17 protein-coding genes are annotated in these 21,739 nt (G+C 73.7%); 10 read left to right on the plus strand and 7 right to left on the minus strand.

The window, feature by feature from the left end; all coding sequences use genetic code 11:
* Nucleotides 1-191: 191 nt before the first annotated feature.
* Nucleotides 192-779 (plus strand): tetratricopeptide repeat protein, encoded by a 588-nt coding sequence (locus JOD66_RS10090; protein WP_204836741.1) that lies wholly within the window; start codon nt 192-194, stop codon nt 777-779.
* Here JOD66_RS10090 and JOD66_RS10095 read toward each other — a convergent pair.
* The gene (locus JOD66_RS10095) at nt 767-1,120 is read right to left on the minus strand and encodes a cupin domain-containing protein (RefSeq protein WP_204836742.1); all 354 of its coding nucleotides are present in this window, start codon (nt 1,118-1,120) and stop codon (nt 767-769) included. The genes JOD66_RS10090 and JOD66_RS10095 overlap by 13 nt on opposite strands.
* On the minus strand, nt 1,117-2,538 hold the full coding sequence (locus JOD66_RS10100; RefSeq protein WP_204836743.1) for an NAD(P)/FAD-dependent oxidoreductase: 1,422 nt from the start codon (nt 2,536-2,538) through the stop codon (nt 1,117-1,119). Before JOD66_RS10100 ends, JOD66_RS10095 begins: the two co-directional genes overlap by 4 nt.
* A 99-nt stretch (nt 2,539-2,637) precedes the next feature.
* Between JOD66_RS10100 and JOD66_RS10105 the strand changes: the two genes are divergently transcribed.
* The 5 genes from JOD66_RS10105 to JOD66_RS10125 all read left to right on the plus strand — a co-directional run bounded on the left by JOD66_RS10105 (nt 2,638) and on the right by JOD66_RS10125 (nt 11,703).
* Nucleotides 2,638-3,303: a lipoyl protein ligase domain-containing protein gene (locus JOD66_RS10105; protein WP_204836744.1), complete on the plus strand. Its 666-nt coding sequence runs from the start codon at nt 2,638-2,640 to the stop codon at nt 3,301-3,303.
* A 128-nt stretch (nt 3,304-3,431) separates the two neighbouring features.
* Nucleotides 3,432-4,328, plus strand: coding sequence for a LysR family transcriptional regulator (locus JOD66_RS10110; RefSeq protein ID WP_204836745.1), 897 nt, complete (start codon nt 3,432-3,434; stop codon nt 4,326-4,328).
* Between the two features lie 84 nt (nt 4,329-4,412).
* Nucleotides 4,413-7,058, plus strand: coding sequence for a pyruvate dehydrogenase (acetyl-transferring), homodimeric type (gene aceE, locus JOD66_RS10115; RefSeq protein ID WP_204836746.1), 2,646 nt, complete (start codon nt 4,413-4,415; stop codon nt 7,056-7,058).
* An 11-nt stretch (nt 7,059-7,069) separates the two neighbouring features.
* The gene (locus JOD66_RS10120; protein ID WP_204836747.1) at nt 7,070-8,299 is read left to right on the plus strand and encodes a 2-oxo acid dehydrogenase subunit E2; all 1,230 of its coding nucleotides are present in this window, start codon (nt 7,070-7,072) and stop codon (nt 8,297-8,299) included.
* 17 nt (nt 8,300-8,316) lie between these two features.
* Nucleotides 8,317-11,703, plus strand: coding sequence for a pyruvate carboxylase (locus tag JOD66_RS10125; RefSeq protein ID WP_204836748.1), 3,387 nt, complete (start codon nt 8,317-8,319; stop codon nt 11,701-11,703).
* A gap of 104 nt (nt 11,704-11,807) precedes the next feature.
* On the opposite strand, the gene JOD66_RS10130 is transcribed toward JOD66_RS10125, so the two are convergent.
* The 5 genes from JOD66_RS10130 to JOD66_RS10150 all read right to left on the minus strand — a co-directional run bounded on the left by JOD66_RS10130 (nt 11,808) and on the right by JOD66_RS10150 (nt 15,984).
* Nucleotides 11,808-13,067 (minus strand): RNA polymerase sigma factor, encoded by a 1,260-nt coding sequence (locus tag JOD66_RS10130; RefSeq protein WP_204836749.1) that lies wholly within the window; start codon nt 13,065-13,067, stop codon nt 11,808-11,810.
* Nucleotides 13,064-13,423: a YciI family protein gene (locus JOD66_RS10135; RefSeq protein ID WP_204836750.1), complete on the minus strand. Its 360-nt coding sequence runs from the start codon at nt 13,421-13,423 to the stop codon at nt 13,064-13,066. Before JOD66_RS10135 ends, JOD66_RS10130 begins: the two co-directional genes overlap by 4 nt.
* A gap of 122 nt (nt 13,424-13,545) precedes the next feature.
* Nucleotides 13,546-14,136: a flavin reductase family protein gene (locus tag JOD66_RS10140; protein WP_204836751.1), complete on the minus strand. Its 591-nt coding sequence runs from the start codon at nt 14,134-14,136 to the stop codon at nt 13,546-13,548.
* 61 nt (nt 14,137-14,197) lie between these two features.
* Nucleotides 14,198-14,881, minus strand: a complete 684-nt coding sequence (locus JOD66_RS10145) for an MBL fold metallo-hydrolase (protein ID WP_204836752.1) — start codon at nt 14,879-14,881, stop codon at nt 14,198-14,200.
* Nucleotides 14,881-15,984, minus strand: coding sequence for an S-(hydroxymethyl)mycothiol dehydrogenase (locus JOD66_RS10150; RefSeq protein ID WP_205126325.1), 1,104 nt, complete (start codon nt 15,982-15,984; stop codon nt 14,881-14,883). Before JOD66_RS10150 ends, JOD66_RS10145 begins: the two co-directional genes overlap by 1 nt.
* 138 nt (nt 15,985-16,122) lie before the next feature.
* Between JOD66_RS10150 and JOD66_RS29060 the strand changes: the two genes are divergently transcribed.
* From JOD66_RS29060 to JOD66_RS10170, 4 genes are all read left to right on the plus strand, one after another.
* On the plus strand, nt 16,123-16,962 hold the full coding sequence (locus tag JOD66_RS29060; protein ID WP_307823420.1) for a LuxR C-terminal-related transcriptional regulator: 840 nt from the start codon (nt 16,123-16,125) through the stop codon (nt 16,960-16,962).
* Nucleotides 16,963-17,049: 87 nt separating this feature from the next.
* On the plus strand, nt 17,050-18,621 hold the full coding sequence (locus JOD66_RS10160; RefSeq protein ID WP_204836753.1) for an AMP-binding protein: 1,572 nt from the start codon (nt 17,050-17,052) through the stop codon (nt 18,619-18,621).
* A complete protein-coding gene (locus tag JOD66_RS10165) occupies nt 18,618-20,927 on the plus strand; it encodes a CaiB/BaiF CoA-transferase family protein (RefSeq protein WP_204836754.1) in 2,310 nt (769 codons plus the stop codon). Before JOD66_RS10160 ends, JOD66_RS10165 begins: the two co-directional genes overlap by 4 nt.
* Nucleotides 20,924-21,727 carry an enoyl-CoA hydratase/isomerase family protein gene (locus tag JOD66_RS10170; protein ID WP_204836755.1) on the plus strand — a complete coding sequence of 268 codons (804 nt, stop codon included), beginning with the start codon at nt 20,924-20,926 and terminating at the stop codon, nt 21,725-21,727. The genes JOD66_RS10165 and JOD66_RS10170 overlap by 4 nt, the downstream gene beginning before the upstream one ends.
* Nucleotides 21,728-21,739 lie beyond the last annotated feature (12 nt).

The raw sequence follows: 21,739 nt of genomic DNA on the forward strand, positions 1-21,739 counted from the left end.
AGTTCCTCGGGGGCACGGACCCGGGAGCGAGGGCCCTGGGGGGAGAGATCCGCCGGCGGGACACCGGCACTGTGGGCCCGGATCGGCGGCGACGACCCGGACCTGAGAGATCTGGTGACGTTTTCTCAGGACCCGGACTTGCCGGCCGATCGGGACCGGGTCCCGACCTCGTTCGACGAAAGGCCGCCCCCGTGCCAGCACTCCCCTCCCGCCCGCCGCGCCGTGCCGGCCTGCTCGGCGGCATCGCGCTCGCGGCCGTCCTCGTCCTCGGCGGCTGTGGCGGCGGCCAGGACGACGGCCCCGACCGCCCCGCGGCGAAGGCCACCCCTACGCTCTCGAGCGCCGACCGGCTGGTGAACACGGGGCTGGAGCAGATCGCCGCCGGGGACGTCGACTCCGCACGGGACACCTTCGCCTCGGCGCTCGACGTGGATCCGTCGAACGCGTGGGCGCACTACAACCTCGGCTACCTCGCCCAGCAGGACGACGACATCGCCACGGCACTCGACGAGTACGACCGGGCGCTGAGCACCGACCCCGAGCTCGCGCCGGCGCTCTACAACCTCGCGATCCTCACCGAGAGCGCCGACCTCGGCACGGCGGTCGACCTGTACCGGCGGGTGCTCGCCGTCAAGCCCGACGACGCGCCGACCCACCTGCGGCTCGGCTACGCGCTGCGCCACCTGGGCCACGAGGCGGAGGCGCGCGAGCTCATCGCCCGCGGCGTCGAGCTGGACCCGGCGCTGAAGGACGCTCCGGCGCCGACCTACGCGAGGTAGACCTTCCGCAGCCGGGTCCGGATCGTCCACTCGGTGCGCTCCCCGGCGCGCAGCCGCACCAGCGAGCCGGGGGCCAGGTCGATCACGTCGCCGTCGTCGAAGCGGACCGAGCCCTCGCCCTCCAGGACGACGAACACCTCGTCGACCTCGACGTCGCGCACCACACCCGGCGTGATCTCCCAGACGCCGAGCTCGACGTCGCGGAAGCCGCCGAGCTCGACGACGCCCACGGTCGGCGTACCGGACACGACGTCGTCGGCCGGTTCGTGGGGGACGACGATGCCCGCGGCGTCGACGAGACGGCCGGCGGAGCGGTCGGCGGAGCGGTCGGGAGCAGTCATGAGTCGAACCCCAGTCCGAGAGCGTCGAGCGTGCGCAGCCAGGCATTGCGGTGACCGCCTCGCTGGTCGGCCCGGTCGAGCGCCCAGCGGGTGGTCTGGATGCCGATCGAGGCGATCGGCTCCGGCGGGAAGGGCAGCGGCAGCCGGCGCACCATGGCGAGCCGGGTGCGCTCGGTGTCGAGGCCCGCGAGCCGGTCGAGCATCACCTCGGCCGCGAACCGCGACGCTGCCACCCCGAGTCCGGTGAAGCCGGCGGTGTGGGCGACCCGGCCGTTGAGTGCCAGTCCGTGGAAGGCGCAGAACCGGGTCGAGGTGTCGATCGCGCCCGCCCACTGGTGGCTGAACCGCAGCCCCGCGAGCTGCGGGAAGGTGGTGAGGAAGTGCTCCGCGAGCCGGCGGTAGGTCTCCGGTCGTCGCTCGTACGCCGGCCGGACCCGCCGCCCGTAGTGGTAGACCGCGTCGTAGCCGCCCCACAGGATCCGGTTGTCGCGGCTGAGCCGGTAGTAGTGGAACTGGTTGGCGAGGTCGCCGACGCCCTGGCGGCCCTCCCAGCCGACCGCGGCGAGCTGGTCGGCGGTGAGCGGCTCGGTCATCAGCGCGTAGTCGTAGACCGGGACGGTGTGCATCCGGTAGCGCGCGAGCAGGCTCGGGAACACATTGGTCGCCAGCGCCACCCGCCGGGCGGTGACCACCCCGGTCTCGGTGGTGACGCGGACCGGCCCGTGTCGCCCGCCGCCCTCGACGCCCGTGGCGCGGGTGCGCTCGAAGATCTCGACCCCGAGCTCGGCGGCGAGCCGGCCCAACTCGTGGGCGAGCTTGGCCGGGTGCACCAGCGCCACGTCGGGGTCGAGCACGCCGGCGAGGTAGGTCGGGCTGTCGACCAGCTTCCGCAGCTCGTCGGCCTCGATCACCGCGGCGCCGCTCGCCCGCAGGTCAGCGACCTGGTGCGGCTCGAGCGCCACGTCCAGCTCGCCGGTGCGCTCGTAGTCGCAGTCGAGGGCGTGCGCCCGCACCGTCGCCTCGATCGCGTCCAGGTTGGCGATCCCGAGCCGCTCCAGCTCGTCGTACTCGTCGGGCCAGCGGGAGCGGCCGTTCTCCTCGCCGTGGGTGATGCTGGCCGCGCAGAACCCGCCGTTGCGCCCCGACGCGGCCCAGCCGAGCTGCGCCGCCTCCAGCAGCACGACCCGACGGTCGGGCTCGCGCTGCTTGGCGAGGACCGCCGTCCACAGGCCGGTGTAGCCGCCGCCGACGACCAGCAGGTCGGTGTCGAGGGCGCGCCGCAGGGTCGGGTGGGCCGCCCGCTCGGGCAGGTCGTCGATCCAGAAGCAGGCGTCGCGCACGCCGGCGAGCGCGTGGTCGACCGCGGCGCGGTCGACCGGCGTACGCGAGAAGACGGTCCCCGGGACGGTGGCGCTCATCCGCCCACCCTGGCCCACCGGAAGCCCGGATGCCAGGTACGCAGTGTCACGAGTTCGCTCCTTGGCGTTACAGACCGTCGGGTGCGGCAGACTTCGCTCGTGCAGCTGCGCCACGTCACCGGCTCGATCGCGGACTTCCACGCCCGGGTGATCCCCGACGACCTCGCCGAGGCGGAGGTCTGGTCCTTCCGCCCCTCCGGCTCCGCCCTGGTCCTCGGCAGCGCCCAGGACCACACCACCGCGTCCGCGGCGGCGACGGCCGCGGCCGGGGTGGACGTCGTACGGCGACGCAGCGGCGGCGGGGCCGTCCACGTCGACCCGGCCCGCTCGGTGTGGCTCGACGTGGTCGTGCCGCGGCACGACGAGCACTGGAGCGACGACGTGCGGGAGTCGACGTACTGGCTCGGGGAGGCGTGGCAGCGGGCGCTCGCGACCCTGGGCATCGCCTCGGAGCTCTACCGCGGCGGACTGGAGCAGACGCCGTGGGGCCGGCTGGTGTGCTTCGCGGCGCTCGGCCCCGGCGAGGTGCTGGTCGACGGACGCAAGCTGGTCGGGATCTCGCAGCGGCGCACCCGGGCCGGCGCCCGGTTCCAGTGCATCGCCTACGACCGCTGGGATCCCTACGACGTCCTCGACCTGCTCGACCTGACCGCCGCCGACCGGGCGGCCGCCGGTGCGGACCTGGCCGACCGGGCCGCGGGGGTGGGCGACCGGCTGGACGAGCTGAGGGCGGCGGTCCTCGACGACCTGGTGGCCGACAGGTGAGGTTTCGTGGCGACTTCCTGACGCAAACTGGCGCTTCTTGGCCGTTGCATTGGTCAGGAAGCGCAGGAATCACCGCTGAAGCGGTGATTCCGGCACCCCCGCCACCCATGCACTGAGAGCATGGGTCCATGGAGCTGGACACCATCCGCGCATTCCTGGCCGTGGCCGAGGGCAGCACCGTGACCGAGACCGCCGAGCAGGTGCACCGCACCCAGCCGGCGGTCTCGCGGGCGCTGGCCCGGCTCGAGCGGGAGGTCGGCACACCGCTGTTCCAGCGGGTGGGGCGCGGGCTGGTCCTCACCCCGGCCGGGCGGGAGCTGGCACGCCACGCCCGGGAGACCGTCGAGTCCTACGAGCGCGGGGTGCGCTCGGTGCGGGACATCACCGCCCCCGACGGGGGCTTCGTGCCGGTCGCCTTCCTGCACACCCTCGGCACCTGGCTGGTGCCCGAGCTGATCCGCGAGTTCCGCGCCCAGCGACCGCAGGTGCGCTTCGACCTGCGCCAGCACGGCGACGCGGGACTGGTCGACGACCTGCTCGGGGGTGCGGTCGACCTGGCGATCACCGGCGACCGGCCCCAGCTGGCGCAGCTCGACGGCCGGCGGCTGTTCCTGGAGCCGCTGCGGCTCGTCGTGCCGCCCGACCACCGGCTGGCGCGGCGCCGTACCGCGCGCCTCGCGGACGTCGCCGACGAGCAGTTCATCGTGCTCAAGCCGGGCTTCAGCCTGCGCGCGGTCACCGAGGACCTGTGCGCGGAGGTCGGCTTCACGCCGCGGATCGGGTTCGAGGGCGAGGAGGTCGAGACCCTGCGCGGCCTGGTCTCGGCGGGGCTCGGCGTCGCCCTCCTGCCGGAGCCGCGCGGCGGGGCGGCCCCGGCCGCGCCCTCGATCCGGGTCACCGACGTGCGCGCCTCCCGTGAGATCGGGCTGGCCTGGGTCCGCGACCGGACGCTGCCGCCGGCGTCCGCGCACTTCCGGGAGCACGTGCTCCGCACCAGTCGCAAGATCCATGTTTCTGACGCATAGATCCAAGAAAAACTAGGCATTGGACGCATTCCACTCGGGATCGGAGGATGGTGACGCCGATCACCACCGACCCGAGGACCTCCGTTGACCGACATCGATCCTGCCGAGACCCAGGAGTGGCGCGACGCGCTCGCGGCCGTCCTGGAGTTCGAGGGCGAGGCGCGCACCAAGTACCTGCTCGACCAGGTGCTCGCGGAGGCCCAGCGCCTCGGCTCCCGCGTGCCGTTCGTGGCGACCACGCCGTACGTCAACACCGTCCCGGCCGACGAGGAGCCCACCCACCCGGGGGATCGCGCGGTCGAGCACCGGATCCGCTCCGCGATCCGCTGGAACGCGCTCGCGATGGTGCTGCGCGCCAACAAGGACTCCACCGAGCTCGGCGGTCACCTCGCCAGCTTCCAGTCCGCGGCGACCCTCTACGACGTGGGCTTCCAGCACTTCTGGCACGCCCCGACCGAGAAGCACGGCGGCGACCTGGTCTACGTCCAGGGCCACCTCTCCCCCGGCATCTACGCCCGCGCCTTCCTCGAGGGCCGGCTCACCGAGGCCCAGCTCGACAGCTTCCGCCAGGAGACGGGCGGCAACGGCCTGTCGTCGTACCCGCACCCCTGGCTGATGCCCGACTTCTGGCAGTTCCCGACCGTCTCGATGGGCCTGGGCCCGCTGATGGCGATCTACCAGGCGCGCTTCCTCAAGTACCTCCACGCGCGCGGCCTCGCCGACACCGCCGGCCGCAAGGTGTGGGCCTTCCTCGGCGACGGCGAGACCGACGAGCCCGAGTCGCTCGGCGCGATCTCGATGGCCGCCCGCGAGAAGCTCGACAACCTGGTGTTCGTCGTCAACTGCAACCTCCAGCGCCTCGACGGCCCGGTGCGCGGCAACGGCAAGATCATCCAGGAGCTCGAGGGCGTCTTCCGCGGCGCCGGTTGGAATGTCGTCAAGGTGATCTGGGGCTCCGGCTGGGACGAGCTGCTCGCCAAGGACACCACCGGCGCGCTCAAGCGGCGGATGATGGAGTGCGTCGACGGCGAGTACCAGACCTTCAAGTCCAAGGACGGCGCCTACGTCCGCGAGCACTTCTTCGGCGTCGACCCCGAGCTGGCGCAGATGGTGGCCGGCTGGAGCGACGACGAGATCTGGCGGCTCACCCGCGGCGGCCACGACCCGCAGAAGGTGTACGCCGCCTACGCGGCCGCGAACGCCCACACCGGCACCCCGACGGTGATCCTGGCCAAGACGGTGAAGGGCTACGGCCTCGGCGCCGCCGGCGAGGCGATGAACATCAGCCACCAGGCCAAGAAGGTCGCCGAGCCCGCGCTGCGCGCCTTCCGCGACCGGTTCGCCATCCCGATCGCCGACGAGCAGCTCCTCGACCTGCCCTACCTCTCCTTCCCGGAGGGCTCGGAGGAGCACGCCTACCTGCACGCCCGGCGCCGCGAGCTCGGCGGCTACCTGCCCGAGCGCCGTCGTACGTCGGCCCCGCTCGCGGTCCCCGGGGTCGAGGCCTTCGGCCAGACCGGGGGCTCCAACGGGCGGGCGATCTCCACGACGATGGCCTTCGTCCAGATCCTGACGAAGCTGCTGCGCGACAAGGAGATCGGCAACCGCGTGGTGCCGATCGTGCCGGACGAGGCGCGCACCTTCGGCATGGAGGGCCTGTTCCGGCAGGTCGGGATCTTCTCGCAGAGCGGCCAGCTCTACACGCCCGAGGACGCCGACCAGCTGATGTTCTACAAGGAGGACGCCAGCGGGCAGATCCTCCAGGAGGGCATCAACGAGGCCGGCGCGATGTCGTCGTGGATCGCCGCCGCGACGTCGTACTCCAGCAGCGACACCCCGATGATCCCGTTCTACATCTACTACTCGATGTTCGGCTTCCAGCGGATCGGCGACCTCGCGTGGGCGGCCGGCGACATGCGCGCCCGCGGCTTCCTGCTCGGCGGCACCGCCGGCCGCACCACGCTCAACGGCGAGGGCCTCCAGCACGAGGACGGCCACAGCCACCTGCAGGCCGCGACCATCCCCAACTGCGTCGCCTACGACCCGACCTACGCCTACGAGCTGGCGGTCATCGTCGCCGACGGTCTGCGCCGGATGTACGCCGAGCAGGAGGACGTCTTCTACTACCTCACCCTGATGAACGAGAACTACGAGCACCCGCCGATGCCCGAGGGCGTCACCGACGGGATCCTCAAGGGGATGTACCTGCTGCAGCCCGGCAAGGGCCGCGGCGCCGCCAAGGTCGACCTGCTCGGCTCGGGCACCATCCTGCGCGAGGTGCTCGCCGCGGCCGAGCTGCTCGCGAAGGACTTCAAGGTCAAGGCCGACGTGTGGAGCGTGCCGAGCTTCACCGAGCTGCGCCGCGACGGGCTCGCGGTCGAGCGGTGGAACACCCTGCACCCGCTGGAGGAGGCGCGCACGTCGTACGTCGCCGAGTGCCTCGCCGGCCGGAGCGGGACCGTGGTCGCGGCCACCGACTACATGAAGGCCTACGCCGACCAGATCCGCGGGTTCGTGCCCGGCAGCTACACCGCGCTCGGCACCGACGGCTTCGGCCGCTCCGACTACCGCCGCAACCTGCGCCGGCACTTCGAGGTGGACCGGCACTTCATCGCCGTCACCGCGCTGCGCCGCCTCGCCGACCAGGGCGTCGTCACCCCCGACGTCGTGGCCGAGGCGATCGAGAAGTACGGCATCGACCCCGACCGGGCCGACCCGGCCCACGCGTGAGGACAGCAAGCATGGACATTCAGGTTCCGGACATCGGCGACTTCTCCGACGTACCCGTCATCGAGGTGCTCGTCGCCCCCGGCAGCGTCGTACGGGCGGAGGATCCGCTGATCACGCTCGAGACCGACAAGGCCACCATGGAGGTGCCCTCGCCCGTCGACGGCACCATCGTGTCGGTCTCGGTGCAGGTCGGTGACACGGTGAGCCAGGGCACGGTGATCGCGGTCGCGGAGACGGCCGCCGCGGACGCGCCCGCCGAGCAGGCCGAGGAGGCGCCGGCGCCCGTCGTCGAGCAGCCGGCCGAGGCAGCGGTAGCGGAGCCGGCGACGGCCGGCTCCGAGGACGGCGGCCTGCGGGCCACGCCGCTGGTACGACGCCTCGCCCGCGAGCTCGACGTCGACCTCACCACGGTGACCGGCAGCGGCTCCAAGGGCCGGGTCACCAAGCAGGACCTGCTCTCCCACTACGACCGCAGCGTGGCGCCCGCCGCGGCCGCGACGCCCGCGGGCGCGGGGATCCCGCCCGTCCCGGAGGTCGACTTCTCGAAGTTCGGCCCGGTCCGGCGGGTGTCCCTGTCGCGGATCAAGAGGATCTCCGGCCCGCACCTGCAGCGGTCCTGGCTCAACGTCCCCCACGTCACCCACTCCGACGAGGCCGACATCACCGACCTCGACGCCTACCGCCGCGAGCTCGACGAGGCGGCGAAGGCCGAGGGCTACCGGGTGACCCTGCTCAGCTTCCTGCTGAAGGCCGCGGCCGCGACGCTGCGGAAGTTCCCCGAGGTCAACAGCTCGCTGTCGGGCGACGAGCTGGTGCTCAAGGACTACGTCCACGTCGGCGTCGCCGTCGACACCCCCGACGGCCTGGTCGTCCCGGTCGTGCGCGATGTCGACCGCAAGGGGATCCTCGAGATCAGCCGCGAGCTCGCCGAGCTCTCCGCCCGGGCCCGCGAGGGCAAGCTGACGGCGAGCGACATGCAGGGCGCCACCTTCACGATCAGCAGCCTCGGCGGCATCGGCGGCACCGCGTTCACCCCGATCGTCAACGCGCCCGAGGTCGCGATCCTGGGCGTCGTACGCTCGAAGCTGGCACCGGTCTGGGACGGCGAGACCTTCGTCCCCCGGCTGATGCTCCCGCTGTGCCTGTCCTACGACCACCGGGTGATCGACGGTGCGCTGGCCGCCCGGTTCACCGCGCACCTCGCCCACCTGGCCGCCGACGTACGCCGTCTCTCGCTCTAGATCCCGCAGGAGTCCCGATGTTCTCGAAGGTCCTGGTCGCCAACCGTGGCGAGATCGCGATCCGTGCGTTCCGTGCGGCGTACGAGCTGGGAGCGGCGACGGTCGCCGTCTTCCCTCACGAGGACCGGGGCTCCGAGCACCGGCTGAAGGCCGACGAGGCCTACGAGATCGGCGAGCGCGGCCACCCGGTGCGCTCCTACCTCGATCCCGAGGCGATCGTCGCGGCCGCGGTGGCCTGCGGCGCCGACGCCATCTACCCGGGCTACGGCTTCCTGTCGGAGAACCCGGCACTGGCCGAGGCGTGTACGGCGGCCGGGATCACCTTCGTCGGTCCCTCGGCCGAGGTGCTGACCCTGACCGGCAACAAGGCGCGGGCGATCGCGGCGGCCAAGGCGGCCGGCGTACCGACGCTGTCGTCGGTGGCCCCGTCCACGGACGTCGACGCGCTGGTCGCGGCGGCCGAGGCGATCCCGGCGCCACTGTTCGTCAAGGCGGTCGCGGGCGGGGGCGGGCGCGGCATGCGCCGCGTCGACGACCGGGCCCAGCTGCGTGAGGCGATCGAGACCTGCATGCGCGAGGCGGAGGGTGCCTTCGGCGACCCGACGGTCTTCATCGAGCAGGCCGTGGTCGACCCGCGGCACATCGAGGTGCAGATCCTCGCCGACGGCGCCGGCGAGGTGATCCACCTCTTCGAGCGGGACTGCTCGGTGCAGCGCCGGCACCAGAAGGTCGTCGAGATCGCCCCGGCACCCGGACTGGACCCCGCGCTGCGGGAGCGGATGTGCGCCGACGCGGTGCGCTTCGCCCGCGAGATCGGCTACTCCTGCGCCGGCACGGTGGAGTTCCTCCTCGACCCGGCCGGCAACTACGTCTTCATCGAGATGAACCCGCGGATCCAGGTCGAGCACACGGTGACCGAGGAGGTCACCGACGTCGACCTGGTCCAGGCCCAGCTGCGGATCGCCTCCGGCGAGACCCTGGCCGACCTCGGCCTGTCGCAGGACTCCGTGCGGCTGCGGGGCGCGGCGCTGCAGTGCCGGATCACGACCGAGGACCCCGCCAACGGCTTCCGGCCCGACACCGGCACCATCACGGCGTACCGCTCCCCGGGTGGGGCGGGCGTCCGGATCGACGGCGGCACCACCTTCACCGGCGCCGAGGTCAGCCCCCACTTCGACTCGATGCTGGCCAAGCTGACCTGTCGCGGCCGCACCTTCGAGGACGCCGTCGCGCGAGCCCGACGCGCGGTGGCGGAGTTCCGGATCCGCGGCGTGGCCACGAACATCCCGTTCCTGCAGGCACTGCTCGACGACGCCGACTTCGCCGCCGCGTCGACGGGCACCGTCACGACCAGCTTCATCGAGACGCACCCGCAGCTGCTGACCGCGCGCGCCTCGGGCGACCGCGGCACCCGGCTGCTCACCTATCTCGCCGACGTGACCGTGAACCAGCCGCACGGCGCGATCCCCGTCTCCGTGGCGCCGGTCGCCAAGCTGACGGCCCTCGACCTCGCGGCGGGTGTGCCCGACGGGTCGCGGCAGCGGCTGCTCGCCGTCGGGCCCGCGGCGTTCGCCGCCGAGCTGCGCCACCGGACGGGTGTGGCCGTCACCGACACCACCTTCCGCGACGCCCACCAGTCGCTGCTCGCGACGCGGGTGCGCACCCACGACCTGGTCGGCGTGGCCGGGCACGTCGCGCGGATGACGCCCGAGCTGTGGTCGCTGGAGTGCTGGGGCGGAGCGACGTACGACGTCGCGCTGCGCTTCCTCTCCGAGGACCCGTGGGACCGGCTGGCCAAGCTGCGCGCGGCGGTGCCGAACATCTGCCTGCAGATGCTGCTGCGCGGGCGCAACACGGTCGGCTACACGCCGTACCCCACCGCGGTCACCGACGCCTTCGTCGAGGAGGCCGCCGCCACCGGCATCGACGTGTTCCGGATCTTCGACGCGCTCAACGACGTCGAGCAGATGCGGCCCGCGATCGAGGCGGTCCGTGCCACCGGGACCGCGGTCGCCGAGGTCGCTCTCTGCTACACCGGCGACCTGTCCTCGCCGGCCGAGGACCTCTACACCCTCGACTACTACCTGCGGCTGGCCGAGCGGATCGTCGACGCCGGCGCGCACGTGCTGGCGATCAAGGACATGGCCGGGCTGCTGCGCGCGCCCGCCGCCACCACCTTGGTGACCGCGCTGCGCGAGCGCTTCGACCTGCCGGTGCACCTGCACACCCACGACACCGCCGGCGGCCAGCTCGCCACCCTCACCGCGGCGATCGCCGCGGGCGTGGACGCCGTCGACGCCGCCACCGCCTCGATGGCCGGCACCACCTCCCAGCCCCCGCTCTCGTCGCTGGTCGCCGCCACCGACCACTCCGAGCGCTCGACGGGCCTCTCGCTGGCGGCCGTCAACGCGCTGGAGCCCTACTGGGAGGCGGTCCGCCGCCTGTACGCGCCCTTCGAGTCCGGGCTCCCGGCCCCGACCGGCCGGGTCTACCGCCACGAGATCCCCGGCGGCCAGCTCTCCAACCTGCGCCAGCAGGCGATCGCCCTCGGGCTCGGCGAGAAGTTCGAGCAGGTCGAGGACATGTACGCCGCCGCCAACGACATCCTCGGCCGCGTGCCCAAGGTGACCCCCTCCTCCAAGGTGATCGGCGACCTGGCCCTGGCGCTCGTCGCCGCGGGAGCCGACCCGGTGGCGTTCGCGGCCGACCCGTCGTCGTACGACATCCCGGCGTCGGTGATCGGCTTCCTCCACGGCGAGCTCGGCGACCCGCCGGGCGGCTGGCCCGAGCCCTTCCGCTCCCGCGCCATCGAGGGCCGCCCCTGGACCCCGCCGGCCTCCGAGCTGTCGGCCGAGGCGGAGGCGGGGCTGGTCTCCGACCGGCGCGGCACCCTCAACGAGCTGCTCTTCCCCGGCCCGACCCGGGAGTACGCCGAGGCGCGGGCCCGCTGGGGCGACCTGTCCGTCGTACCGACGGCGGAGTTCCTGTACGGCCTCCAGCCCGAGACCGAGCACGCCGTCGACATCGACGAGGGCAAGCGGGTCCTGGTCGAGCTCGAGGCGATCAGCGAGCCCGACGAGCGGGGCTACCGCACCGTCCTGGCCCGCCTCAACGGCCAGATCCGCCCGATCTCGGTGCGCGATCGCTCCGTCTCCGCGGAGGTCGCCGCCGCCGAGAAGGCCGACCCCGCCCAGCCCGGCCACGTCGCCGCCCCGTTCCAGGGCGTCGTCACGGTCACCGTCGCCGAGGGGGACGAGGTCGCCGCCGGCGACACCGTGGCCACCATCGAGGCGATGAAGATGGAGGCGTCGATCACCGCGCCGGTCGCGGGCGTGGTGCGACGGCTGGCGATCCGTGGCACCAACGCGGTCGACGGCGGGGACCTGGTGCTCGAGCTGGGCTGACCCGTCCCGCTCCGCGACTTGGCCGCCCGGGACCCGTCGTACCCGGCAGTCGGGTCGCGTCCCGGCCGGATCCACGACCCGGATGCCGGGTGCGAGCTCACCCCTCAGCCGCGCAGCATCCGCCGACTCCGCTCCTCCAACGCCGCCCGCTCCGCCTCGTTGCCACTCAGCTCGATCGCCCGCCGGTACGCCGCCGCGGCGCCCTCGACGTCACCCGCCCGGGCGAGCAGCTCGGCGCGGGTGGCGTGCCAGGGCTGGTAGCGGTCCAGGCGGTCGTCACCCTCGAGCGGCGCCAGCAGCGCGAGACCGACGTGCGGCCCGTCGGCCATGCTGAGCGCGGCGGCCCGGTTGATGGTGACGACGGGAGACGGTGCGAGGCGGTCCAGCTCGCCGTAGAGGGCGGCGATCTGGGGCCAGTCGGTGGCGTCGGCGTGGGGCGCCTCGGCGTGCAGCGCGGCGATCGCGGCCTGCACCTGGAACGGGCCCGGGGAGCGCAGCGCGAGGGCGCGGGCGAGGGTCGTCGTGCCGTCGGAGACGAGGGCGGCGTCCCACCGGCTGCGGTCCTGGTCCTCGAGGGCGACCGGTCGGCCGGCGGCGTCGGTGCGGGCCGGACGGCGGGCGTCGGTGAGGAGCAGCAGCGCGAGCAGGCCGAGCGCCTCGGCGTCGTACGGCAGCAGCTCGACGACCAGCCGGGCCAGGCGGATCGCCTCACGGCACAGGTCGACCCGGACCAGGTCGGCGCCGGCGCTGGCGACATGGCCCTCGGTGTAGACGAGGTGGAGCACGTGGAGCACGGCGTGCACCCGCTCGGGCAGCTCGGCGGCGTCGGGGATCCGGTACGGGATCCGGGCGTTCTTGATCTTGCGCTTGGCCCGGACCAGGCGCTGGTACATCGTGGTCTCGGTGGTGAGGAACCCGCGCGCCACCTCGGCGACCTCCAGCCCGCCCACGACCCGCAGGGTGAGCGCGACCCGGGCCTCCACGGCGAGCGCGGGGTGGCAGCAGGTGAACAGCAGCCGGAGCCGGTCGTCGGCCACGCCGCTGCGGTCGGGCGGCTCGGGCTCGCCGGCGTCCTCGTCCCGGGTCAGCGTCTCCAACCGCTCCAGCGCCGCCGAGCGGGTCGCCTCGCGGCGCAGCCGGTCGATCGCCCGCCGTCGGGCGACCGTGGTGAGCCAGGCCCCGGGCCGCGCAGGTACGCCGCGCTCCGGCCACTCCGCCACCGCGGCGGCGAACGCGTCGGCCGCGGCCTCCTCGGCCAGCCCGACGTCGCCGCCGAGCCGGCCGGCGAGCCCCGCGAGGAGTGGAGCCCACTCCTCGCGGTAGGCCCGCTCGATCTCCGCGGCCGCGTCGAGGCGGTCGCTCACCCGTCCTGCTCGTGGCTGGACAGCGGCCGGACCTCGACCGAGCCGTAGGTCACGTGCGGCATCCGCTTCGCCCAGTCCAGAGCGGCATCGAGGTCGGCGACGTCGATGATGATGTAGCTGAAGAACGCCTCCTTGGTCTCGGCGAACGGACCGTCGGTAATCAGCGCCTCGCCCTCGCGCACCCGCACGGTGGTCGCCGTGGCCTCGGTGTCGAGGCCGTGGGCGGCGATCATCGCCCCGGACTGGGCGAGCTCACCCATCACCTCACCCCACTTGCCCATCTCGGCGTCGAACTCGGGCGTGCCCTCGGCGGGACCGGCGTCGGGCAGGTGACGGAGCAGCAGCATGTACTTCATGGGGGCCTCCTCGGCCGTCGGTGATCGGGGATCCTGTCGTCCCCTCATCCTGACGTCGCGGGCCTGAGCCGGATTCGACAGCTCCGCCGAAGAAAATCTCGACGACGTCCGCCACGCTCGGCTCAGCGGGGCCGCCGTACCCTGACCACCTCCGGCGGCAGTCCCCACTCGTCGCCGCCCAGCCGCGAGAGGGGCGCCAGCCGGTCCAGCGCCGGCCGGCCGTCGACCAGCACCTCCGGGTCGACCGTCAGCGCGACCACCTCACCGAGCACGATGGTCGAGTCGCCGACCGGGACGGTCCGCTCCAGCCGGCACTCCAAGGACGCCGGCGACGCCGCGACCCGCGGCGGGGCGACGGTCACGCTCGGGGCCATCTCGATGTCGAGCGCCCGCGCCTCGTCCACCCCGGCGTCGTACGCCGCGCTGGAGGCGTTGATCTCCTCGAGCAGCGGGCGGCTGGCCAGGCTGACCGTGAACTCCCCGGTCTCCAGCACGTTCCGGAGCGTGTCCTTGGCGCCCACCGAGGTGAACTGCACGATCGGCGGCTCGGCGCTCGCCACGGTGAAGAACGAGTGCGGCGCCAGGTTGCCGACCCCGGCGGCCGACAGGCTCGACACCCAGGCGATCGGGCGGGGTACGACGAGCCCGGTCAGCCACCGGTAGGCGTTGACCCCCTCGTCGCCGGGACGGAGGGCCAGGTGGTCGCGAGCCATGGCTCGATCATGCCGGGTATGCGGTGGGGACCGGACGGGACGTGCCCGCTCCGGCAGCCGTCTACGGCACGCACTCCTCGCCGGGGAGCCGAGCAGTGATCCGCTCGCGGATCGTCGCGGCCGCCAGGTTCGCCCGCTCGGCGGCGATGGTGGTGTCCTCGCCGTGCCCGGTGTGGACCACGGTGTCGCCGGGCAGCGCGAACAGCTTGGCCCGGATCGAGGCCTCCAGGGTGGGCCGGTCGCTGAACGAGCGACCCGTCGCGCCCGGTCCACCGTGGAACAAGGTGTCGCCGGTGAACACACAGCCCAGGTCCGGCGCGTACAGGCAGACCGCACCCGGGGCGTGGCCCGGGGTGTGCAGCACGCTCAGCGTGCAGCCGGCGACGGCGAGCTCCGTGTCGTCGAGGAGGTTGTGGTCCCAGGTCGCGTCTGGGTGGGTCAGCTCCCACAGCGGGCGGTCGTCGGGGTGCAGCCAGATGGGCGCACCGGTCGCCTCGCGCAGCGCGGGCGCCACCCGGACGTGGTCGTCGTGGGCGTGGGTGCACACGATCGCCTTCACCCGCCGCTCCCCCACCACGGCCAGGATGTCCTCGACCGAATGCGGGGCGTCGATCACCACACACTCGACGTCGTCACCGACCACCCACACGTTGTTGTCGACCTCGAACGTCTCCCCGTCCAGCGAGAACGTCCCCGAGGTGACCGCATGGTCCACCCGAGCAGCCCCAGCAGCCCCAGCAGTCATCACAGGACCACCACCGAGCGCAGCACCTCACCGTGATGCATCTTCTCGAACGCCGCCTCGATGTCGTCGATCCCGATCTCCTCGCTCACGAACGCATCCAGGTCCAACCGGCCCTGCTGATAGAGGTCCACCAGCATCGGGAAGTCCCGCGAGGGCAGACAGTCGCCGTACCACGACGACTTCAACGCCCCACCCCGACCGAACACATCGATCAACGGGATCTCCGGCACCTTCATCTCCGGGGTCGGCACACCGACCAACACCACCGTGCCGGCCAGGTCACGCGCGTAGAACGCCTGCCTCCACGTCTCCGGACGACCCACCGCCTCGACCACCACATCCGCACCCTCCGCGCCGTCGTAGACCGACGCACAGATCCGCTTGATCTCCTCGACGGGGTCCACCTGGCTGGAGTCGACCGTGTGGGTCGCACCCAGCTCACGCGCCTTCGCCAGCTTCTTCGCGTCGATGTCGACCGCGATGATCGGGCTGGCACCCGCCAACGCCGCACCCGCGACCGCGGCCACCCCGACCCCGCCGCAGCCGATCACCGCGATCGACCTGCCCCGCCCCACCGCACCGGTGTTGATCGCCGCACCGATACCAGCCATCACCCCACACCCGAGCAGACCGACCGCGGCCGGACGCGCCGACGCGTCGACCTTCGTGCACTGCCCCGCCGCGACCAGCGTCTTCTCCGCGAACGCCCCGATCCCCAGAGCCGGGGACAGCTCCGTGCCGTCCTCCAACGTCATCTTCTGCTTCGCGTTGTGCGTGGCGAAGCAGTACTGCAGATCGCCCCGCTTGCAGGCCCGGCACTCACCGCACACCGCCCGCCAGTTCAACACCACGAAGTCACCCGGCGCCACCGAGGTGACGTCCGGACCCACCGCCTCCACCACCCCCGAAGCCTCATGACCCAGCAGGAACGGGAACTCGTCGTTGATCCCACCCTCGCGGTAGTGCAGATCCGTGTGGCACACCCCGCACGAGAGGACCTTGACCACCGCCTCACCCGGACCCGGATCCGGAACGTTGATCGTCACGACCTCCACCGGCGCACCCTTCGCCAACGCCACGACGGCCTTCACCTGCTGACTCATGGACACCCTTCCTCGACCTCCACACCGGCCTCCCGGTGACGACGCAGTCATCCTGAAGGCTGCGGTGGGGTGGAGACGGTCACCCAACGGAGCCGTTTTGCCTACCCGTTCGGGTAGGGGACCGGGCATGCTGGGAGGGTGAGGACTGACCAGGATCGCTCGGCGATCGAATCCGCGGCGGCGCAACGGCAGCTGGAGATCCACGCCCAGGCGATCGCCGAGCAGGCCGACCGCCACAGCGTGACCCTCGAGTCGGTGCTGGCGATCCTCCGGTCCCCCGACCTCTCCGACAAGGCCGCCCGCACGCTCGCGATCGACACCGCCGTGGCCGCCCTGGTCGACATCCGGACGACGACCGACCGGCGCGAGCGCACCCTGCTCGAACCCGTGGTCGGCGCCTTCGAGAGGCTGCGGACCGACCTGCGACCGATCGAGAGGTTCAGCGACCTCGACCTTCAGTTCGTGGATCCCCCGCCGACCGGCCGCGCGCTGCCGAGCCATGTCGCCCATTCCGCGCGGGCCATCGTGCGGGCGGCCCTGCTCGCGAGCCTCGACGGCGGACAGGTGCGCCGCGTCCGGATCCACTGGGACTGCGACGGTCGCAACCTCCTCATCGGCGTCCGCGACGACGGCGCCGGCCGGCTCGCCGCCCACGACGACTCGCTGCGGTCGATCGCCGAGCGGGTCAGCATGCTGCACGGGACGCTGGGCGTGTCCTCCACCCCCGGCTGGGGCACCTCGATCGAGATCACCCTCCCGCTCGACCCGCCGCCCGAGCAGGAGCCGGCACTGGAGACCTACGCCCAGCTCACCGACCGCGAGCAGGACGTGCTCCGGCTGGTGGCGGCGGGGGCCCGGAACCGCGAGATCGCCGCGAAGCTCTCGATCAGTCCCAACACCGTGAAGTTCCACGTGTCGAACCTGCTGCGCAAGCTCGGTGCGCGCAGCCGCGCGGAGCTGGCGTCGCTGGCCCGGTGACCGACGCCGTACGCCGGCCGGCCGCCGTGGTCCGATCAGCGGACCGCCCCGCTTCCTGATCCGCGGCCCGGCAGCGGATGCTCAGGCGTGCTGCTCACGTCCGAGGCCGCCTCCGGGGTGCTCACCGTCGCCGACGCCCTCGCGGCGCGGGCGGAAGCCGCTCCCGACGGCGAGGTCGTCCGGTACGTCGGCGGTGAGCCGTGGACCGCCGGGGAGCTGTGGCGCCGTGCCCGGGCCTGGGCCGGCGGGCTCGATGGGGTCGTCGCGCCCGGTGACGTCGTGCTGACCGCCGCCGAGGCCGGACCGGACGCCATCGCCCTGACCGCGGCGGTGTCCGCGCTCGGCGCGGTGGAGCTGCCGATCGCTCCCGACGCCGACGCGCGCTGGACGCACCACCTGACCGTGACGACCCGGGCGGTCGCGGTCCTCGCCACAGCCGCCCGGGTCACCGCCCAACCGCTGCTGACCGCGCTCGCCACCGCCGCCGGCCTGCCGCTGCTGCGGGTCGACGTCGACCTCCCCGAAGGCCGGGACGACCTGCCCGCGCGGCCGCCGCGGGCGATGGCGCCCACCGACCCGGTGCTCGTCATGGCGACCTCGGGGACCACGGGCCGAGCGAAGGCCGCGGTGCTCCCCGCCGGCGCGCCCCTGCGACAGGCCCGGCAGGTGGCGATGGCACTGCGCTACGGGCCGGACGACGTCCTGCTCAGCTACTTCGCGTGGCACCACATCAATGCCCGCCACGCCTGCTTCCTGCCCGCTCTGCTGAGCGGCGCGCGGATCGTGGTGGCGCCCCGGTTCTCGGCCTCCGGGTTCCTCGAGGTGGTGCGGAGCGAGGCGGTCACCGCCTTCAACTTCATGGGCGCCGTCTGCGCGATGCTGCTCGCGCAGCCGCCGTCGCCGTACGACCGGGAGCACGCGCTCCGGGTCGCGTACGGCGGTCCCGCCCCCGCGGACCTGGTCGCCGCGTTCCGGGAGCGGTACGGCGTCACCCTGCGCCAGGCCTATGCGTGCACCGAGCTCGGCGACGTCGCCATCACCGGCGTCGACGAGCTCCGCCCGGGCGCCGCGGGCCGTCCGCTCGACGACTACGACGTGCGCGTCGCCGACGAACGGGGCCGGACCGTGCCCGAGGGCCGGGTCGGCGAGCTCCTGGTCCGGCCACGACGGGCCGGGCAGGCGTTCCTGGGCTACGCCGGCGACGAGGAGGCGACCCGCGAGGCCTGGCGGGACGGCTGGTTCCGCACCCGCGACCGGGCCCGGCTCCGCGACGGCTGGCTGTACGTCGAGGGCCGGCTCGGGGACGTGATCCGCCGCCGCGGCGTCAACATCGACCCGCAGCAGGTCGAGCAGGCCCTGCTCGCCCACGACGGGGTGGCACAGGCCGCCGCGGTGGCCGTGCCCTCCGAGCTCACCGAGGACGAGGTGCTGGTCGTGGTGGTGCCGGCGCCGGACCGGCGGCTCGATCCCGGCGCCCTGTGGGAGCACTGTCGGGCACGGCTGCCCCGCCATGCCGTGCCCCGCTACCTGTCGGTCGAGGACGACCTGCCGCACAACGCGAACGCCAAGCTCGACCGAGCCGCCCTGCGGCGACGCGGCCTTCCGCCCCACGCCTGGGACGCGGGCGGCCGAGCCACCCACCGACGAGAGGCCCCATGACCACCCAGCTCCGCGTCCTCGACCTGACCGACGACCTCGCCCTGATGGCCGGCCGGCTCCTCGTCGGCACCGGCGCCGCCGTGATCCGGCTCGAGCCCGACTCCCGTCCGCCCGCGCCCCGCGCGGCCGAGCTGCACTGGCACGCGGGCAAGCGACGGGTGCGCCTCGCCCCGGATCAGGTCGACGACGTCGTCTCCCGCCTGGTGGCCGGCGCGGACGTGGTGCTCGAGTCCGGTCCCGTCGCCGGGCTCCGCACCCTCGCCCTGCGCGAGGCCGCGCCCGACGCGTGGGCGCACGTGGCGCACGTCGTCGTGACGCCCTTCGGGCTGACCGGTCCCCGGGCCGCGTGGACCGCCGACGACACCGTCGCGGCGGCGGCCGGCGGGATGGCCTGGCTCGGGGGCGACCCCGGCGCGGAGCCGACTCCGCCCCCGCGCGAGCAGGCCACCCAGCTCGCGGGCGCGCACGCCGCCATGGCCGCGCTGCTCGCGGTCATCGCCCGGCGGCGCACCGGCGCCGGCCAGCTCGCCGAGGTCTCGGTGCAGGAGGCGGTCGCCGCCACCCTGGAGACCGGCGCGATCTCCTGGATCCACGGCGGCACGGTCCCGGGCCGGACCAGCGGCGTCTACGCGCACGTCGCCCACCGGGTGTTCCCGACCGCCGACGGCTACGTCGCGGGCGGCTACTCCGGCCCGAACCGGATGTGGGACGACCTGCTCGCCTGGCTGGTCGAGACCGGCGAGGCCGCCGACCTCACTGACCCGGTCTGGCAGGACCCGGTCCACCGCTGGCAGCAGCGCGCCCACGTCGACGAGGTCGTCACCGCGTTCACCCGGCACCGCACCACCGCGGCGATCGCGGCCGAGGGGCGGGCCCGTGCCCTGCCCTGGGCGGCGGTCGCCACGCCCGCCGGCCTCCTCGACAACCCGCAGCTCGCCCACCGCGGCTTCCTCACCGAGATCGAGACGGCGGACGGGCCGGTCGCCGACGTCGGGTTCCCCTACGAGTCGAGCGCCGTACGACGGCCGGTCCGGCTCCCGGCCCCGGTGCCCGTCGGCGCGGACGTCACCTGGCTCGACACGACGCTTCCGCCGGTCCGCACCCGCCCGGCGGAAGCGGGGGCCCCCCACCCGGGCACGCCCGACGGCGCACCCGCCGGTGCGCTCGCCGGCGTCCGGGTCCTCGACCTGACCTGGGTGCTCGCCGGACCCTATGTGACCCGCACCCTCGGCGACCACGGCGCCGACATCGTCAAGGTCGAGTCGCGGCATCGCCAGGACCCGACCCGGTTCGCACCGTCGATGCGGCTGCGGCCGGGCGCGGGCCCCGACGACTCGGGCTACTTCGTCAACTTCAACCGCAACAAGCGCAGCCTGGCGCTCAACCTGCGCACCGACCAGGGTCCCGCGCTCCTGCGCCGACTCGCGGGCGAGGCCGACGTCATCGTCGAGAACTTCTCCCCCGGAACGCTGGCGAAGTGGGGCCTGGGCTGGGAGCAGCTGCGCGAGCTCAACCCACGGGCGGTGCTGGTGTCGATGTCCGGCGTCGGGTCCGACGGGCCGTGGCGCACCGCGGTGACCTTCGCCGACACGCTCGCCGCCATGTCGGGGCTCACCCACGAGACCGGGCGCCACGGCCGGCCGCCCCAGGGCCTGACCTTCGGCCTCGGCGACATGGTCGCCGCCAACGCCGCCACCCTGGCGACGCTGGAGCACCTGTGGCGCGGGGAGGCCGGTCACGTCGACCTGTCCCAGCTCGAGGCGATGGCGGCCCACCTGGGCACCGCGCTGCTCGACACGGCGCTTCCCGACCCGGATCCGCTCCCGGCCGGCGCCACCGTCGGGCCGCTCCTGCTCCGCACCGCGGGCGAGGACCGCTGGCTGGCGGTCGGCGCCACCGAGCCGCGGCGGTTCGCCTCCGCCGTCGCAGCGGTCACCGGCGAGCGTCCGGGCGATCCCGGCGCCGCGGTCACCCTGCTCACCACGGCGGCGGCCGGCGGCGAGGCCGACGCCGTCGCCACCGAGCTGCAGCGACAGGGCGTGGCGGCGTACCCGGTCCGGGACGGCCGCGATCTCGTCACGCTCGACCCCCAGCTCGCCGCGCGCGGGTTCTACCCGACCCAGGAGCACCCGCTCGCCGGCCCGGTTCGTGTCGAGGGACTCGTCGCCCACCTCACCGGGACGCCCGGACGCCTCAGCTCGCCGGCGCCGCTCCTGGGGCAGCACACCGACGAGCTGCTGACCGAGATCCTCGACCTCGACGAGAGCGAGATCGCCCGCCTGCACGAGCAAGGAGTCCTGGAATGACCCGACCCGACGTGAGCCCGACCGGCGTCGGCGAGCCCGGCTTCCGGATCGAGTACGACGGCGCGGTGGCCACCGTCGTCCTCGACAACGGTCCCGCCAACACGGTCGATCCCGACCTCATCGAGCGGCTGATCGCCGGGCTGCCCCGGGTGACGGAGGACCCGACGGTCCGCTGCGTCGTGGTCCGCGGCACCGGCCGGGTCTTCGTCGGCGGCGCCGACATCCGCGTCATGCGCCGCCTGGACCCCGACACCTACCGCGCGATGCGACGGTGGGTCGACGTGCAGCGACTCCTGGAGCGGGCGCCCAAGCCGGTCGTCGCCGCCATGAACGGGCACGCCCTGGGTGGCGGCGCCGAGCTCGCGCTCGCCTGCGACCTGCGGATCCTCCAGGCCCGGGCGACCTTCGGCTTCCCCGAGACCCGGCTGGGCATCTTCCCCGGCGCGGGCGGGTCGCAGCGGCTGCCCCGCCTGGTCGGGCCGCACCTCGCCAAGCGGCTGATCTTCGACGGCACCCGGCTGGCCGCCGACCAGGCCCTCGCGCTCGGGCTGGTCGACCTCGTGGCCGGCGAGGACTTCGACGCCGTCGTGGCCGCGGAGGCGCACCGGCTCGCCGCACTGCCGACGGCCACGCTCGGGCTCGTGAAGCGGGCCGTCCTCGAGGGCCTGGACCTGCCGCTCGACCGGGCGCTGGACGAGGTCGAGGACCGCTACGTGACGGCCAACCTCGGCCTCGAGGACGCCGCCGAGGGGCTGCAGGCCTTCCTCGACAAGCGGGACCCGCGCTTCGCGGGCCGCTGAGGTCGGTCGAGG

The sequence above is a fragment of the Nocardioides nitrophenolicus genome (genome assembly GCF_016907515.1).
GTDB lineage: Bacteria > Actinomycetota > Actinomycetes > Propionibacteriales > Nocardioidaceae > Nocardioides > Nocardioides nitrophenolicus.

What these genes read in the sequence shown, in the direction of transcription:
- JOD66_RS10095 (WP_204836742.1), bottom strand. Translation starts at nt 1,120, where the DNA reads ATGACTGCTCCCGACCGCTCCGCCGACCGCTCCGCCGGCCGTCTCGTC.
- JOD66_RS10100 (WP_204836743.1), bottom strand. Translation starts at nt 2,538, where the DNA reads ATGAGCGCCACCGTCCCGGGGACCGTCTTCTCGCGTACGCCGGTCGAC.
- JOD66_RS10110 (WP_204836745.1), top strand. Translation starts at nt 3,432, where the DNA reads ATGGAGCTGGACACCATCCGCGCATTCCTGGCCGTGGCCGAGGGCAGC.
- JOD66_RS10120 (WP_204836747.1), top strand. Translation starts at nt 7,070, where the DNA reads ATGGACATTCAGGTTCCGGACATCGGCGACTTCTCCGACGTACCCGTC.
- JOD66_RS10125 (WP_204836748.1), top strand. Translation starts at nt 8,317, where the DNA reads ATGTTCTCGAAGGTCCTGGTCGCCAACCGTGGCGAGATCGCGATCCGT.
- JOD66_RS10135 (WP_204836750.1), bottom strand. Translation starts at nt 13,423, where the DNA reads ATGAAGTACATGCTGCTGCTCCGTCACCTGCCCGACGCCGGTCCCGCC.
- JOD66_RS10140 (WP_204836751.1), bottom strand. Translation starts at nt 14,136, where the DNA reads ATGGCTCGCGACCACCTGGCCCTCCGTCCCGGCGACGAGGGGGTCAAC.
- JOD66_RS10145 (WP_204836752.1), bottom strand. Translation starts at nt 14,881, where the DNA reads ATGACTGCTGGGGCTGCTGGGGCTGCTCGGGTGGACCATGCGGTCACC.
- JOD66_RS10150 (WP_205126325.1), bottom strand. Translation starts at nt 15,984, where the DNA reads ATGAGTCAGCAGGTGAAGGCCGTCGTGGCGTTGGCGAAGGGTGCGCCG.
- JOD66_RS10165 (WP_204836754.1), top strand. Translation starts at nt 18,618, where the DNA reads ATGACCACCCAGCTCCGCGTCCTCGACCTGACCGACGACCTCGCCCTG.
- JOD66_RS10170 (WP_204836755.1), top strand. Translation starts at nt 20,924, where the DNA reads ATGACCCGACCCGACGTGAGCCCGACCGGCGTCGGCGAGCCCGGCTTC.